Annotated in this window: 13 protein-coding genes; 6 read left to right on the top strand and 7 right to left on the bottom strand. The window is 69.7% G+C overall.

The window, feature by feature from the left end; all coding sequences use genetic code 11:
• Positions 1-82 precede the first annotated feature (82 nt).
• Together RAH40_RS03480 and RAH40_RS03475 are read right to left on the bottom strand one after the other, a co-directional pair.
• On the bottom strand, positions 83-1,609 hold the full coding sequence (locus RAH40_RS03480; protein WP_306600688.1) for a M14 family metallopeptidase: 1,527 nt from the start codon (positions 1,607-1,609) through the stop codon (positions 83-85).
• Positions 1,610-1,689: 80 nt separating this feature from the next.
• The gene (locus tag RAH40_RS03475; RefSeq protein WP_306600687.1) at positions 1,690-2,757 is read right to left on the bottom strand and encodes a hypothetical protein; all 1,068 of its coding nucleotides are present in this window, start codon (positions 2,755-2,757) and stop codon (positions 1,690-1,692) included.
• Between the two features lie 74 nt (positions 2,758-2,831).
• Between RAH40_RS03475 and RAH40_RS03470 the strand changes: the two genes are divergently transcribed.
• From RAH40_RS03470 to RAH40_RS03455, 4 genes are all read left to right on the top strand, one after another.
• Positions 2,832-3,476: an SOS response-associated peptidase gene (locus tag RAH40_RS03470; RefSeq protein ID WP_306600686.1), complete on the top strand. Its 645-nt coding sequence runs from the start codon at positions 2,832-2,834 to the stop codon at positions 3,474-3,476.
• Positions 3,469-3,996, top strand: a complete 528-nt coding sequence (locus RAH40_RS03465; protein ID WP_306600685.1) for a hypothetical protein — start codon at positions 3,469-3,471, stop codon at positions 3,994-3,996. Before RAH40_RS03470 ends, RAH40_RS03465 begins: the two co-directional genes overlap by 8 nt.
• A gap of 67 nt (positions 3,997-4,063) precedes the next feature.
• Positions 4,064-4,798, top strand: coding sequence for a GNAT family N-acetyltransferase (locus RAH40_RS03460; RefSeq protein ID WP_306600683.1), 735 nt, complete (start codon positions 4,064-4,066; stop codon positions 4,796-4,798).
• A 94-nt stretch (positions 4,799-4,892) separates the two neighbouring features.
• Entirely contained in the window at positions 4,893-5,192 is a 300-nt protein-coding gene (locus RAH40_RS03455; protein ID WP_306600682.1) for a PIN domain-containing protein, read from the top strand.
• Between the two features lie 328 nt (positions 5,193-5,520).
• On the opposite strand, the gene RAH40_RS03450 is transcribed toward RAH40_RS03455, so the two are convergent.
• The 4 genes from RAH40_RS03450 to RAH40_RS03435 all read right to left on the bottom strand — a co-directional run bounded on the left by RAH40_RS03450 (position 5,521) and on the right by RAH40_RS03435 (position 11,993).
• On the bottom strand, positions 5,521-7,095 hold the full coding sequence (locus RAH40_RS03450; RefSeq protein ID WP_306600681.1) for a DHA2 family efflux MFS transporter permease subunit: 1,575 nt from the start codon (positions 7,093-7,095) through the stop codon (positions 5,521-5,523).
• 10 nt (positions 7,096-7,105) lie between these two features.
• Entirely contained in the window at positions 7,106-8,191 is a 1,086-nt protein-coding gene (locus RAH40_RS03445) for an HlyD family secretion protein (RefSeq protein WP_306600680.1), read from the bottom strand.
• A complete protein-coding gene (locus tag RAH40_RS03440; protein ID WP_306600679.1) occupies positions 8,191-9,807 on the bottom strand; it encodes a TolC family protein in 1,617 nt (538 codons plus the stop codon). Before RAH40_RS03440 ends, RAH40_RS03445 begins: the two co-directional genes overlap by 1 nt.
• A 143-nt stretch (positions 9,808-9,950) precedes the next feature.
• Positions 9,951-11,993, bottom strand: coding sequence for a sigma 54-interacting transcriptional regulator (locus RAH40_RS03435; protein WP_306600678.1), 2,043 nt, complete (start codon positions 11,991-11,993; stop codon positions 9,951-9,953).
• 123 nt (positions 11,994-12,116) lie between these two features.
• Between RAH40_RS03435 and RAH40_RS03430 the strand changes: the two genes are divergently transcribed.
• Together RAH40_RS03430 and RAH40_RS03425 are read left to right on the top strand one after the other, a co-directional pair.
• A complete protein-coding gene (locus RAH40_RS03430; protein ID WP_306600677.1) occupies positions 12,117-12,698 on the top strand; it encodes an outer membrane beta-barrel protein in 582 nt (193 codons plus the stop codon).
• 411 nt (positions 12,699-13,109) lie between these two features.
• A complete protein-coding gene (locus tag RAH40_RS03425) occupies positions 13,110-14,495 on the top strand; it encodes a sigma-54-dependent Fis family transcriptional regulator (RefSeq protein ID WP_306600676.1) in 1,386 nt (461 codons plus the stop codon).
• On the opposite strand, the gene RAH40_RS03420 is transcribed toward RAH40_RS03425, so the two are convergent.
• A complete protein-coding gene (locus tag RAH40_RS03420; RefSeq protein ID WP_306600675.1) occupies positions 14,485-14,736 on the bottom strand; it encodes a hypothetical protein in 252 nt (83 codons plus the stop codon). The two genes, RAH40_RS03425 and RAH40_RS03420, sit on opposite strands and share 11 nt — an antisense overlap.
• Between the last annotated feature and the right edge of the window lie 107 nt (positions 14,737-14,843).

Below are 14,843 nucleotides of genomic sequence, written 5' to 3'. Positions count from 1 at the left end.
CGGCCCTGGAAAGCCAGCACCCGCTGCTCCTGCGGCGAACCCATGCCCTTGATGAGGAAACCCGGTTTCCCCCGCACCCCGGTCAGGGCAGATCCCCCTCCACCCGCCAGATGGGCAGCTCCGCACCCTGGGCCGGGACGGGAATGAGGCCGTTCTCCACCGCGCCGTCGTCGCTCCCGGGCTCGCACAGGTAGACCGCGATGGCGCCCATGGGCTGGTCCGTGCGCACCAGGACGGAGCCGGCCGGGGCGATGCGGGCGGTCCGGCGCCAGGACACGGACAGCTCGCCCACCTTGGCGGCCTCCAGGATGGCCCGGCCGGTCTGGGCGCCCAGGCCCTCCACGGTGGGCACGTCCACGTCGTAGGTGCCCGAGGGCGTCTCCACGGCGAGACCGTGGCCCTTGAGCGCCTCGCCCACGCCGGCGGGCACCAGGTAGGCCCGGGGCCGCGGCACCACGAGGCTGCCCACGAAGCGGGACAGGTGGGGCAGGACGATGGAGCTGGGCTCGCCCTCCAGGGTGCGGGGGGTGCGGGTGAGGATGGTGACGGGGGCCTTGGCGCGTTCGAGGCGGTAGCGCACGGCGATGCGGTCCCTGGGGGCGCGGCAGGAGGCCACGGTCTGCACCACGTCGTCCCGGTGGGCGGCCACGAAGCGCAGGGTCTCGAGCATGAAGGCGTAGGCGGTGCGCACCCGCTCCTCGAAGGTGATGTAGGAGTAGCACTCCAGCAGGAGGTCCATGCGGCTGGTGAGGCCCCGGTAGTTGCTGCCGAAGCGGGGGTGGTGGGGGTAGGTCATCCAGCCTTCGCGCACCGGGGAGCGCGGATCGGCGTCGCCGTCGGCGTCCAGCACCCGCTCGTCCTCCACGAAGTTGCCGTACCAGCCCGCGTCCAGGCCGTGGTTGGCCTTGAGGGCGGCGGTGACCGGGGGCAGGAGGACCTCGCGCATGTAGTCGATGGGTTCGGCGCGGCCGCTCTCGATGGTGTGGGGGATGTCGTAGGTCATGGAGAAGCGGTGCACGGACCCGTTGGTGGCGTGGTTGTCGATGGTGAGGTCCGGTTCCCATTCCTGGCACACCCGGGTCTGGAGCAGGCGCATCTCCAGGGTCTCCTGGCGCATGTAGTCGCGGTTGAGGTTGATGCCCGAGCCGTTCACCCGGGTGCCCACGCCGTTGTCGGGGCCCAGCTGCCCGGTGAGCTTGGGGAGGTGCAGCCTGCGGTTCCCCGGCTCGATGGCGTCGTTGCCGTCGGGGTTGAAGAGCGGCGCCACGACGAGCGTGACTTCCGCCAGCAGGTCTCCGCCGTGCGTTCCGTCCAGCAGGTCCCGGACCAGCATCAGGCAGCCCTCCTTGCCCTCCACCTCGCCCGCGTGGATCCCGCTGATCACAAGCACCACCGGCAGCCCCAGGGCCCGGGCCTCCATGGGCGTCGTGACGGCGTGGGACGAGAGCACCAGCAGCGGCAGCTCGCGCCCCTGGGGGCTGGCCCCGAAGGAGGTCACGTGAAGCCGCCGGTCCCCCCGGGCCGAGAGCCCCGCGATGAAGGCCATGACGTCGGCGTGGCGGGAGGTCTCCTCGTAGCGGGTTGCTTCGGCGCGGGTGAGCAGCGGCATGGGTGACTCCGGAGGGTGTGGCATTGTCCTCCGCCCGGAGGCCCCTGTCCATATGGGGAATCATGAGGAAAAAACAGCCTTCAGCCTCCCCCCCTGTCCAGCCAGGCCACGGCCCTCCACGCCAGCCAGCTCCCCATCGCCCGCCCCGAGCTCGACGCCAGCTTCTGCACCGCGACCCGGGGAAAGATGGCCCTGGGAAACGCGCAGGCATAGAACCGGATCGTGGACGCCATGTAGGACAGCGCCGAGGTCAGGCCCAGGCCCGCCAGCAGGGTCAGGCACGCGCCCGGTCCGCAGCGGGGGAAGGCCACCAGGAGTCCCAGGAGCGCGACGCTCCCCCCCAGGCCCACGGCGTACGAGCTCCGGTCCCCCAGCGGTCCAAGGCCGTTCCTGAACGCGAGGGTGCCGAAGGCGTGGGCGTAGGCCTCGACGGCCAGCAGCACCCCGATCCACTCCTTGGGCAGGGAGCACGCCTGGGAAAGGCGGTAGGGGATCAGGGCGTTGGCCAGGTTGATCACCGTGAAATTGAGGGCGATCAGGCCCATGCCGGCCAGGGCGGCCAGGGGGGGCCCCTCCTCCAGGGGCGCCGCGGGGTCGGGGGGATCCGGGTCTGCCCAGGCCAGGGCGATGGCCGCGGACAGGGCGACGATGGCCACGCCGGCCAGGGCCACCAGCACCCGCGCGGGCACCGCCGCCCGGGGGGTGCCCGCCACGGCCCCCCCCACCAGGAAGCCCGAACCCACGCCCAGGGCCTTGGTGAAGCTGAACCAGGAGATCCGGCTGCGCAGCTCGGGGGGATGGCTGGACCGCACCGCCATGCGCATGGCGGCCACCTCGGTGCCGGCCATGCCCACGCCCAGGGCCAGGGCGAAGGCCCCGTAGACCCAGGGCGGGGCCGCCAGGCGCAGGCCGAAGAGGCCGAGCAGGAGGACCCCGCACAGGGCGTCCGACACCCAGGCCAGCGTGAGGACCTTGGGCACGGCCGCGGGCCGGTAGATCACCCAGGCCACCACCAGGATCGCGCCCAGCCCCAGCAGGGGGGTGCTCTTCAGGATGGCGGCGTTGCGGTGCCAGAGGAGCGGGGCGGTGGCCACGAAGAAGATGTTCGCGAACCGCAGGAGCAGGGTTAGGACGTTGACGGAGGGCATGGCGGCACGATTCAGGCTCGAGCCTCACCGATGGCACCGGGGGCCCCAAGGTTCCCCTGGGGTAGAATCGGGGCATGTGCGGCCGCTACGCCCTCTCCTCCCCCATCGAGTCCCTGGAAGCCCAGTTCGAGGCCGAGGCCCAGGCGCTGCTCCAGCCGCGGTACAACATCGCCCCCACCACGCCGGTGCCGGTGGTGCGCAACGGCGCCGCGGGCCGGGTCATCGTCCTGCAGCAGTGGGGGCTGATCCCCGCCTGGTCGAAAGACCCCTCCATGGGCGCGCGCATGGCCAACGCCCGGGCCGAGACCGTGGCGGACAAGCCCAGCTTCCGCGCGCCCTTCAAGCGCAGCCGCTGCATCGTCCCCGCCGACGCCTTCTACGAGTGGCGCGCCGGAACCCCCAGGCAGCCCTTCGCCATCCGCGCCGCCGGGGGCGGCCTGCTGGCCTTCGCGGGCCTGTGGGACCGCTGGGAAGGGCCGTCGGGGGTCCTGGAGACCTGCACCATCATCACCACCACCGCCAACGGGGCCATGGCCCCCATCCACGACCGCATGCCGGTGATCCTGGCGCGGGAGGACTACGGCCGGTGGCTGGACGAGGGGGGGACGGCGCTGCTGCGCCCGTGCCCCGACGCCTGGCTCGAGGTGCGCCCCGTGGGGCCCCGGGTGGGCAACGTGCGCAACGACGACCCCTCCCTCCTGGAGCCCCTGGATGCCTAGCCACCCGCGCGAATGGATCTACATCGGCCTCATCGTGGCCGCCCTCTTCGGCCTCCACGGGATCCGCCGGATCTTCTGGGTGTTTTCGCTGCTGGTGCTGCCGGGGACCTTCGCCCACGAGGCCCTCCACTACGTCTTCGGCATCCTCCTCAACGGCGGGCCGGTGGGCTTCAACCTCCTGCCCCGGCGGGAGGGGACGGGATGGGCCATGGGCTCGGTGAGCTTCACCCACATAAGGTGGTACAACGCCTTCTTCATCGGCATGGCCCCGCTGCTCCTGCTGCCTGCGGCCTACGCCCTGGTGGTCTGGCGGCTGCGGGGCGTGCCGGTGTTCGGGTGGCGGGAGGCGCTGGCCGTGTACGTCATCGCAAACCTCATCTATGCGGCGCTGCCGTCCTGGCAGGACGTGCGGATCGCGGCGCGGTCCCCCATCGGCTGGCTCCTGCTGGCGGCGGGGCTCGGCTGGGGCTGGCACGCGCTGCAGGTGGGGGCGCCGCCGGTCCAGGCCCAGGCCAGATAGCGGAACCGCGAGAGCGGACGGCGCATCCATGGAATCCCGCGCCCGCGGGCCTTTCCTTGGATTCACCATGAAAGACCTTCAAATGTGGAACCTGGTGGAGTCGACCCTCGGCATGTCCTCCGTGCCGGGCTGGGAGGTGCTCCAGGAGCAGGACCTCCTGCTCCTGAAGTCCCCGGCGCGCAGGCCCCTCCTCAACCTCGCCTGGGGCCCGGTGACGGCGCGGTCCCTCGAGGTGTGCGAGGCCTTCTTCGCGGGCCGGCCCTGGAGCTGGATGCTCAAGGAGGGCCAGGAGCCGGCCCGGCTCCTGGAGGCGGGCTTCCACGCCACGGAACCCTCCAGGGAGATGGTGCTGGACCTGTCCAGCGCCGGCTTCGACGCCCCGGCCCCCTCCATCCGGGTGCAGCCCGTGGCCTCGGCCCGCGCCATGCGTGCCTGGACGGAGATCCTGGGGGAGGCCTTCGACACGCCCCCGGCCGACCTGGAGGAATTCTTCGGGCCCCTGGTGAAGACCCCCGGCCACGTCCCCTTCCTGGCCACCTGGCGGGGCCTGCCCGCGGCCACGGCCGGCGTCTTCCTGGGGGCCACGGGCGCGGGGATCTACGCCGTGGCCACCCGGCCTCCCTTCCGCCGCAAGGGCCTGGGCAGGGCCCTGGTGCATGCCTGCCTGCGCGAGGCGCGCCGGGCGGAACTGCGCAGGGCGGTGCTGTACGCCTCGGTGATGGGGCTGGGGCTCTACGAGAAGGCCGGGTTCCGGACGGAGCAGGCCTTCAGCGAATACTGCACGCCGGGGTATCCCCATTGACGGATGTCTCCCGAAAGGCATCCTTGTCCTACCGCGGTAATGGCTTACCATCCAGTGCGCCGCGGCGGACGGCTGCCAGCGGAACGGCGGCGCCTTGTGGGTTCCGCAGGTCGTCCTCGTGGAGACCGTGTGGGTCCTGTCCACGTCCTGCCGCCGCACCCGCAAGGAGATCCTGGGCGTCCTCGAGGCGCTCCTGGGCAACGCCGACCTCCACCTCCAGGACGAGGCCATCGTCAGCGCCGCGGTGGCGTCGTTCAAGGCCTCCAAGGCGGACTTCTCCGACTGCCTCGCGCTGGAGACCGCCAGGGCAAACGGCCACGTGCCATGGGCGGCCTTCGACGGGAACCTCCTGAAACTGCCGGACACGACCCAGCCGAAGGCTCCCGCGCACTGACACGTGTAGCATTTCAGTCCAGTGCCGACCCGTACCGTTCCCCTCATCCGGGAGGAGGTGCGTTCACTCCGGGCGGGAGCCTCACTTTGTTTATCATTTCTCGGCGATCCTAGGCTTCTCGGCGCCTCGGCGAAAGGCTTTTTGCTGAATCTGCCTCAAGGATTGGGCCATGAGTGAACAGTCCAGCAAGGTGTGGAAAAGGACTTATCGCCGAGGCGCCGAGGAGCCGAGGATCGCCGAGAAAAGCAAAAGCAGGATCGCCCCACATCAGGTAATCAGAACCCCGGCGAGGGACGGAATTGTGAAAGATCTTTCTGACGGCCTACGGTCAGTGATCCATCACCACAGGCTTCTTCCCCGCCATGGTCCTGCGCATCAGGAAGATCAGCGGCAGCAGCGCGAAGCACAGGATCCCCATGATCCAGAACGCGTCCGAGAACGCCATCATCGCCGCCTGCCGCTGGAGCAGGCCGTAGGCCATGCCCTGCGCCTGGTGCGCGGCGTCGGGGCCCGAGGAACCCTTGGCCACCAGCACGTGGCTGGCGCTGTTCAGGAAGCCCTGGTAGGCCAGGCTGGCGGGGTGGAGGTTGGCCACGAGGCTGGCCTGGTGCACCTGGCTGCGCCGCGAGAGGATCGTGCTCACCAGGGCGATGCCCGTGGACCCGCCGATGTTGCGCACGAGGTTCATCATGCCGGTGGCGTAGCTGGTCTTTTCCAGGGGGACGTTCTGGAAGGCGGTGACGTTCATGGGCACGAAGAGGAACGCCAGGCCGAAGCTCTGGAGGCACCGGGAATACATGGCGGTGTCGAAGGGCACCTGCAGGTTGAACCGCGACATCCACAGGAGCCCGGCGCCGCAGGTGGTGAAGCCCGCGGCGATGAGGATCCGGGTGTCGAACTTGCGCAGCAGCATGGCCACCACCGGCATCATCAGGAGGATCACCACCCCGCCGGGGCTGAGGATCCAGCCGCTGAGGCTGGCGGTGTAGCCCAAAAGGGTCTGCAGGAAGATGGGCAGGAGCGCCAGGCTGCCGTAGAGCACGAAGCCCAGCACGAAGAGCATCACGGTGGACACCGCGAAGTTGCGGTCCTTGAGCAGGCGCAGGTCCAGGATGGGGTGGTCCTTCCTGAGAAGGTAGAACACGACGCCCACCAGGCACACCACGGCCAGCACGGCGCAGACGAGGATGAGGTTCGAGGCGAACCAGTCCCGCCGCTGGCCTTCGTCCAGGACGATCTCCAGCGCCGCCAGGCCCAGGGTGAGGATGCCGATGCCCAGGTAGTCGACCTTGAAGCCTTCCTTGATCGACATGCGCTTGAGGGTCGGGGGATCGTGCACCATCCGGTAGGTGAGGAACAGCGACAGGATGCCCACCGGGATGTTGATGAGAAAGATCCAGTGCCAGCTGTAGTTGTCGGTGATCCATCCGCCCAGCACGGGTCCGACGATGGGGGCCAGCACCACGCCCATGCCGTACAGGGCCATGGCCGCGCCCCGCTTCTCGTGGGGGAAGCTCTCCACCAGGATGGCCTGGGACGTGGGCTGCAGGGCGCCGCCGCCCAGGCCCTGCATGATGCGGAAAAAGATCAGCCAGGGCAGGCTGGGCGCGAGGCCGCAGAGCATGCTGGAGACCGTGAAGATCCCCACGCAGGTCATGTAGAAGCGCTTGCGCCCGAAGAGCCCGCCCAGGTAGCCGCCCAGGGGCAGCACCACGGCGTTGGCCACCAGGTACGAGGTGAGCACCCAGGTGGCCTCGTCCACCGTGGCCGAGAGGTTGCCCGCGATGTGGGGCAGGGCCACGTTGGCCACGGAGGTGTCCAGCACTTCCATGAAGGTGGCGATCATCACCACGAGGGCGATGAGCCACGGGTTTACGGCCCGGTGCCGCGTTTCCGTCGTCATGTGCGGGGCCTCAGCGGGTGAGGATGGTGGCGTCGACGTTCATGCCGGGGCGCAGCGTGACGTTGGCGGCGTCCTTGGCGTCCAGCTTGATCTTCACGGGGATGCGCTGGACGACCTTGACGAAGTTGCCCACGGCGTTCTCGGGGGGCAGCAGGGACAGGCGGGATCCCGTGGAGGCGGCGATGGAATCCACGGTCCCGTGGAGGACGATGCCGTTCATGTCCACCGTGACCTCGGCCTCCATGCCGGCGCGGACCTTGCGCAGCTGGGTCTCCTTGAAGTTGGCGGTGATCCAGGTCTGGTGCAGCGGCACGAGGGTGAGCAGCCCCTGGCCGGGCTGGATGATCTGGCCCAGCTCCACGGACTTGCGGGTGACCACGCCGTCCACGGGGGCGGTGATGCGGGTGTAGGAGAGCTGGAGCTCCAGGGCTTCCAGGTTCGCCTTGGCGGCGAGGATGCCGGCCTTGGCCTGGACGGTCCTGGCCTCCTGGGCGCCCAGCCCGGCGCGGCGGATGTCGGACTCCTGGCGGACGCTGGCGAGGCGGCGCTCCGCGGCCTTGTACTGGCTGTCGGCCACCTCGAAGCGGTTCCTGTAGGCGTCGAAGGCCTGGGCGGAGATCTCCTGGCGCTCGGCCAGGGGACGGGTGCGCTCCAGGTCGGCCTTGGCCGTGGCCAGGGTGGAACGGCTCGCCTCCAGGTTGGCCTCGGCCACCTGCAGGTCCGAGCTGCGGGCCTGGTCGTACGAACTGCGCGCCTTGTCGGTGTCGGCGTGGGACGAGACCACCTGGGCCTCGGCCTGGGCGAGGGCGGCCCGGGCCTGGTCCACGCGGGCCTGCAGGTCCCGGGCGTCCAGCTGCACCAGGACGTCCCCGGCCTTCACGGCCTGGTTGTCCTCCACCAGGACCTTCTCCACGCTGCCGTTGACCTTGCAGGAGACGGGCACGAGGTGGCCGTCGACCTGGGCGTCGTCGGTGGAGACGCGGTCCCGGTAGTGCCACCCCATGCCGCCGGCCACCAGCACGGCGAGGACGCCGGCGGTCATGAGCGCCATGCGGGTGCGGTCCTTCTTGGGGGTCTGTTCGGTCGTCTCGCTCATTATCGGCTCCGTTTTCCGGCGAAGAGGGGTTCCAGCTGGCCCATGGCCTTGGCCAGGTCCGCGCGGGACTGGTTCAGGCGCCAAAGGGCGTTGATGCGGTTGTCTTCCGCCCGGGCCAGCTCGTCCTGGGCGTTGATGACCTCGATGTTGTTGCTCACGCCGGCTTCGAAGCGGTGGCGGGACTGGACCAGGGCCTCCTGGGCCAGGCCCACGGCCTGGGTGGCGACGTCCACCTCGCTGCGGGCCGAGTCCATCTCGGCCTGGGCCACCTGGACCTCGAGGCCGACCTGGGCCCGGATCTCCTTGCGCTCCTCGGCGACCCGGTCCAGCTCGAGCTTGGCCTTGGCGGTCTGGGCGGAGATCCTGCCGCCGGTGAACAGCGGCACCTTGACCCCCAGGCCCACGGTGTAGGTGGGCACCCAGGGCTGGCTGGGGGACAGGCCCATGGACGCGTAGGACCCCGTGACCACCAGGGAGGGCAGGCGCAGGCTGCGGGCCGAATCGCGAAGGCTCATGGCGGCCTGCTCCCGGGCGTCCAGGGCCGCCACCTCGGGCCGCTGGGCGAGGCCCTGGCCGTAGGCCTCCTGGAAGGTGAAGGCCGCGGCTTCGGGAGCCGTGAGGGGATCCGTGAGCACGATGTTCGTGGAGGGCTCCAGGTCCAGGAGCTTGACCAGCCCGAACTGGGCGGTGCGGACCTGGGTCTGGGCCTGGATGAGCCGCTGGCGCTCGTTCTGCACCTGCACCTGGGCCCGGAGGGTGTCCAGCTTCGTGCCCAGCCCGTTCTTCTGCTGGTCCTCGGCGAGCTTCTCCAGGGCGCCGGCCAGCTCCACCCGGCTCCGGGCGGCCTTCACGGATTCCGCGGCCCGCTGGGTGCGCAGGTACTGGCCCACCACCAGGGCGGCGATGCCCTCCCGCGCCACCCGGGACTGGGCCTTCGCGGAGGCCTCGCCGTGGCGGCTGGCCGTCCAGCGCTGGTAGAGGCTCAGGTCGAACAGCGGGGCCTCGGCGCGGATGCCCACCTGGCCCGCGTTGAAGGGCCCCACCACGTCGGGTCCGCCCGGGCTGGGGATGCCCAGGAAGGAGTCCAGGTTCTGCTTGGTGCGGCTGTAGGCCGCCACCCCTTCGACGGAAGGCATCAGGGCCGACGCCGCCAGGCGCCGGTCGTCCTGGCTCTGGGCGATGTTGAGGAGCGACTTGTGGATCTCGGGGTTGCGGGTGAGGGCCTGGTCCAGGGCCTGGGCCAGGCTCAGGGGCACGGCGGGCTCGGCGGCGGCCAGGGCCCCGGCGGCGGCCAGCCCCAGCAGGGGCAGCCACAGGAAGCGCACGCCCGCGGCGCCCAGTTCCCCGCCGTTCAGGATGGACTGGATGATGGGGCCCACGTAGCAGCCCGAGCCCACCAGCCCGGCGCCTTCGCCGTGGATGCGGGCCAGCAGCTCGCGGCCGGCCTCGTCGATGAAGGCCACGCCCTGCATGTCCAGCACCGCCCTGGCGGGATCGGTGCGCCCCTGCCAGCTGCTCCAGGCCTGGGCCAGTTCGGCCACCCATGGGCCGGCCAACTTGCCTTCCAGAACCAGGGTGAGTCCGGTGTCCTGGTCCCTGGGTGTGATTCGAAGCATGGAAACCTCCGTCCGTTCAGACGGTTGCCGGATTTATGCCGAAAGGTAACATTCAAATATATCAATAAAAAGATTCCACCTGCCGACGAAGTGCCGAAAATAAGTGCCGATATATCGGCACACTGCCCATATATCGGCACTCTTCAGATGCCCAGCTTGCGCATGCGGCTCTGCAGGGTGGTGCGCTTCATGCCCAGGCGCGCCGCGGCGCCGTCCGGGCCTCCCACCTTGCCGTGGCAGGCCTCGAGGATCTTGAGGATGTGGGCGCGGTCGGCCTCCTCCAGCGTCGCGGCCGGGGCCGGGGCCGGCCGGGCCGTCTCCAGCTCGGAGAAGGGGATCTCCAGCTCCCTGCCGCGGCTGAGGATGACGGAGCGCTCGATGAAGTTCTCCAGCTCCCGGATGTTGCCGGGCCAGTCCCAGGCCACCAGCTTCTCCAGGGCCCGGGTGGGGATGGACTCGATGGGGCGGTGCATGCGCTGGGCGAACTTCTGGGTGAAGTACCGCACCAGGGTGGGGATGTCCTCCTTGCGCTCGCGCAGGGGCGGGACGCGGATGGGGAAGACGTTGAGGCGGTAGAAGAGGTCCGCGCGGAATTCCCGGGACTCCACCATGGCCGTCAGGTCGCGGTTGGTGGCCGCGATGAGGCGCAGGTCCACCTTGCGGGGCCGGGTTCCCCCCACCCGCTCGAACTCGCGCTCCTGGAGGGCCCGGAGCAGCTTGGGCTGGAGCTCCAGGGGGAGGTCGCCGATCTCGTCCAGGAAGAGCGTGCCCTGGTGGGCCAGCTCCAGGCGCCCGGTCTTCTGCGCGATGGCGCCGGTGAAGGCCCCCTTCTCGTGGCCGAACAGCTCGCTCTCCACCAGGCCCGCCGGGATGGACGCGCAGTTGATCTGCACGAAGCCCCGCTCGGCCCGCGGACTCAGGGAGTGGATGGCCCGGGCCATGAGCTCCTTGCCCGTGCCCGTCTCGCCCAGCAGCAGCACCGTGGCGTCCGACGGGGCCACCGTCTCCACCTGGCGCAGCACCTTCTGGAGGGAGGGGCTGCGTCCCACGATCTCCATGCCGAAGTCCTTGTCCATCTCCTCCTGCAGGTAGAGGTTCTCCTGGGCCAGCTGGTCCCGGAGGGTCTGGATCTCCTCGTAGGCGAAGGCGTTGTCCAGGGCGACGGCCACCTGGGCCGTCACCCGGCCCAGCAGGTCCACCGTGGCCTCCGGGAAGGCGTCCCCCCTGCGGCTCAGGAAGGAGAGCACGCCCATCACCCGGCTGCGGGACACCAGCGGGATGCAGCACATGGTGGCCAGGCCCTCGCCCTTCACCAGCACCTGGGGGATGGGCCCCTCGAAGGCGTCCAGCTCGGCCCGGGTGAACACCAGCGCCCGGCGCAGGTCCATGGCCCGCTGGCTGGGCCCGTTCCTGACGGTGAAGACCTGGTTCTCCTGCATGTGGCCGCGGTTGGTGGGGTAGTCCAGGAACCGGAGGAGGGGTTCGGCCTCGTGCTGGACGAGCACCAGCGCGATGCCGTCGAAGGAGAAGCGCTCGCGCAGGCTCCTGGAGATGGCCTGGAAGAGGTCCCGGGGATCGCGGTGCTCCACCAGCTCGTTGGTGATCTGGAGCAGGATGCGCTGCTGGTCGCGCTCCAGCGTGAGGCTCGCGTTGAGCTCGTCCATCTGGCGCAGGCGCAGGATCTTCACCGTGAAGGAGGCCACGAACTTCGCGAGGTGGACCAGGTAGGCCGGCCCCGCCTCCCGGAACGCGGCCGGCGCGCGGCTGGACAGGGCCAGGCCCCCCACGAGCTGCTCCGGAGTGCGCAGCGGCAGGAGGACGAAGGACCTGAAGCCGCGGTCCCGCAGGGCCTTCCCCGATCCGCCTCCGGTCCCGTCCGGATCCCAGAGATCCGTCTGGAGGTTGCGCGTGAGTTCCACCAGGTCGGGCATCGGCTCCACCCGGGCGAGGAAGCCGTCCTGTCCCAGCTCCGCCGCCCAGGCGGTCTCGGGCCGGTCCTCCCCGGGGTCCCCCAGCCACAGCGCCATGCGGTGGACGGGCAGGGACTTCTGCAGCACCCGGAACAGGGCCGGCCCCAGCGTGCCCAGGTCCCTGCACGGACCCAGTTCCGCGGCCGCGTCCAGGAGCTGGGCGAGCCTCGGGGGATCCATGTCCCGGAAGGTCCGGGCGGGGGCGTTCACGTTCACCCGAGGATCATACCAGCCCGCCGGGAGCGGCACCGGAACCCCGCGGCGGGTCCCGGCACACCTGCTCTGTGGCCGGACCCGAGCCCGGGAGGCCGCGAACGCAACCTTTGCCGTGGAGACACCATGTCGCTCCGTCCGCGTATGCTCCTTCTCGCGCCGTTCCTGGCCGCGGCGCCCCTGGCGGCGGCCGAGGCCTCCTTCGGCGGCCAGATCCACCTCGCCAAGCCGCTGGGCGCCTTCTCCGACTCCGGGCGCCTGGACAACAGGCTGGGATTCGGTCTGGGGATCCAGGCCCCCGTCGACTTCGGCGCCGGCCACATTCTGAGGCCCAAGCTCGACTACCTGGCCTTCAGCCGTGGCGGCGGGGACCGCCGCTACAAGGCCGACTCCCTGCTGCTCATGGCCGACTACACCTACTTCGTGGCGGAGGAGGCGGAAGGCGGATACCTCATCGCGGGGCTGGGCTTCCACTCAACCCGCCTGGACGCGGCGAAGACCTTCGGTCCCGTCACGGCCAGGGGCAGGAAGACCCACAACGGGCTGGCCTACAACGTGGGGCTGGGTTACGCCTTCAACAGGAACGTCGGGATGGAGGTGAAGTACCTGGGCATGGACATGGGGGAGCTGGGCTACAACCTTCCGGGCGCCTACGACGCCGGGTTCATGGCGAACGCCATTGTCGGGACCCTGAGCTTCAGGTTCTAGGGGCAATACGGGCGGCACGGCATGGCCGAACGACGAGAAACACCCCCGGATGGACAGGGATTGGCGAACGCCATCCCCTTCATCCTGCACATCTGCGTCCATCCCTGTTCCGCAGGGCCGATGCCGGGATGGGTCGACTTTGAAAGTAAATAGGGCTCAGACCCATCCCTGCGCTGGCCCTGCGTAACGGGTTGAATTGGATTTTCGCGAAAGGGCAGGATAAAGACTGGGTGGTCAAAGCCTGAGCCGGATGAACAGACATGGCTTTGGGTTGGCCGACACGCCCTGCGCCTTAAGGGGCGCCGGGTCGGGGTGGAAGTCAAACCGGACATCGCCTTCGAGGGCCCGCGGGCCCCGAAGCATACCGGATCGACCTTCTGGCGGGGGATGCGATAATACCGCCTGACCCCCATGGCCAAACTCCTCTCGATCTTCCAGGACTTCACCCTCCTCAAGCAGAAGGCGACCCAGCTGGTCTTCGACTGCTTCGACGAGCTGGCCGAGGGCTGCCTGGTCGTGGACAAGGACGTCCGGGTCGTCATGATCAGCGAGCGGTACGCGGCCAACCTGGGCGTGGACCCCGCCGCGGTCCTGGGACAGGAGATCGAGACCTTCCTGCCCAACAGCCTCATGCGCCAGGTGGTGGAGACGGGAAAGCCCATCCTCCTTGAGATCTTCGAGGCCCAGGAGCACGCCATGGTCGTCTCCCGCATGCCCATCCGGGACGAGGACGGATCGGTCGCCGGGGCCATGGCCTTCGCGCTCTACAGCGACCTGGAGCCCCTCAAGCCCTTCAACGACCGCCTGAACCACCTCCAGACGGAACTGGCCCACGCCCACAAGAAGCTCGCGGAGGCCCGGCGCTCCCGGTTCACCTTCTCCTCCTTCATCGGCACCAGCCCCGGGACCATGGAGACCAAGCGCCTGGCCCGGCGCGCCGCGTTCCTGAAGGCCCCGGTGCTCCTGCGGGGGGAGACGGGCACGGGCAAGGAACTTCTGGCCCACGCCATCCACGCCGGAGGCCCCAGGGCCGAGGGCCCCTTCGTCACGGTGAACGTCGCCGCCATCCCGGACACCCTGCTGGAGGCCGAGTTCTTCGGCGTGGCTCCGGGCGCCTATACCGGCGCGGACCGCAAGCCCCGGGCGGGGAAGTTCGAGCTTGCCCACGGCGGCACCCTCTTCCTCGACGAGATCGGCGACATGCCCCTGGCCCTCCAGGGCAAGCTGCTGCGGGTCCTCCAGGACCAGGAATTCGAGCCCCTGGGCTCCAACCGCGTCGTCCGCGTGGACGTGCGCATCATGGCCGCCACCAACCGCGACCTCGCGGCCATGGTCAAGGCCGGGACCTTCCGCAAGGACCTCTTCTACCGCCTGGACGTGCTGAGCATCCCCGTTCCGCCCCTCCGCGAGCGCATGGGGGATCTGGAGACCCTGTGCGAGCACCTCCTCGAAAAGATCGGCCACAAGAACGGCACCCTCTGCCAGGAACTGAGCCCCGCCGCCATGGAGCTTCTGGAACGCCATGCCTGGCCCGGCAACGTGCGGGAACTGGAGAACGTCCTGGAAAGGGCCATGCTGAACACCGATGCCCACACCCTGGAGCCGTCGGATTTCCAGGAGCTCGGGGGGGAACCGGCCGCCGGAGCCTCGACCCTGGCCGGCGCCGCCTTTGAGGCCGAACGCCGCGCCCTGGAAGCGGCCCTGGAGGCCTGCCACGGCAACGTCGCCCAGGCCGCCCGGAGGCTGGGGATCGGGAGGACCACCTTCTACAGGCGGCTGAACGCGTTCAGGCGGTAGCGTCGGGCCACATGTCGCTCATGTAGCGCTGCAGGAGCCCCACGGAATCGAGCTCCTCGCCGTCGTCCATGACGGGCAGGTTCTGGCCCCAGCCCCGGAGGGCCTCCACCTCGTCCACGGCCGCGGCGTGCTCCAGGATCGCCTTGGCCTCGGTCTGGACGTTCCAGCCGTGCAGGGTCGCGCGGATCCGCAGGCAATCGATGGATTCTTCCTTCACATCCTGGATGAGCAGCTGGGTCATGGTCACCTCCGCATGGAACTCGAGCTCCTGTGAGCATCGGGTGTGCCAATTGGTTAAGCCGTTTATTAAGATCAATAGCATTCATCCAGATCGTCCCGATGTTCCGG

The sequence above is a fragment of the Geothrix sp. 21YS21S-2 genome, assembly GCF_030846775.1.
Classification (GTDB): Bacteria; Acidobacteriota; Holophagae; order Holophagales; family Holophagaceae; genus Mesoterricola.
Note: the sequence above shows the minus strand (reverse complement) of the source record. Positions and strands in the feature narration are given on the sequence as shown.

What these genes read in the sequence shown, in the direction of transcription:
- RAH40_RS03470 (WP_306600686.1), top strand. Translation starts at nt 2,832, where the DNA reads ATGTGCGGCCGCTACGCCCTCTCCTCCCCCATCGAGTCCCTGGAAGCC.
- RAH40_RS03440 (WP_306600679.1), bottom strand. Translation starts at nt 9,807, where the DNA reads ATGCTTCGAATCACACCCAGGGACCAGGACACCGGACTCACCCTGGTT.
- RAH40_RS03460 (WP_306600683.1), top strand. Translation starts at nt 4,064, where the DNA reads ATGAAAGACCTTCAAATGTGGAACCTGGTGGAGTCGACCCTCGGCATG.
- RAH40_RS03445 (WP_306600680.1), bottom strand. Translation starts at nt 8,191, where the DNA reads ATGAGCGAGACGACCGAACAGACCCCCAAGAAGGACCGCACCCGCATG.
- RAH40_RS03475 (WP_306600687.1), bottom strand. Translation starts at nt 2,757, where the DNA reads ATGCCCTCCGTCAACGTCCTAACCCTGCTCCTGCGGTTCGCGAACATC.
- RAH40_RS03480 (WP_306600688.1), bottom strand. Translation starts at nt 1,609, where the DNA reads ATGCCGCTGCTCACCCGCGCCGAAGCAACCCGCTACGAGGAGACCTCC.
- RAH40_RS03425 (WP_306600676.1), top strand. Translation starts at nt 13,110, where the DNA reads ATGGCCAAACTCCTCTCGATCTTCCAGGACTTCACCCTCCTCAAGCAG.
- RAH40_RS03430 (WP_306600677.1), top strand. Translation starts at nt 12,117, where the DNA reads ATGTCGCTCCGTCCGCGTATGCTCCTTCTCGCGCCGTTCCTGGCCGCG.
- RAH40_RS03450 (WP_306600681.1), bottom strand. Translation starts at nt 7,095, where the DNA reads ATGACGACGGAAACGCGGCACCGGGCCGTAAACCCGTGGCTCATCGCC.
- RAH40_RS03420 (WP_306600675.1), bottom strand. Translation starts at nt 14,736, where the DNA reads ATGACCCAGCTGCTCATCCAGGATGTGAAGGAAGAATCCATCGATTGC.
- RAH40_RS03465 (WP_306600685.1), top strand. Translation starts at nt 3,469, where the DNA reads ATGCCTAGCCACCCGCGCGAATGGATCTACATCGGCCTCATCGTGGCC.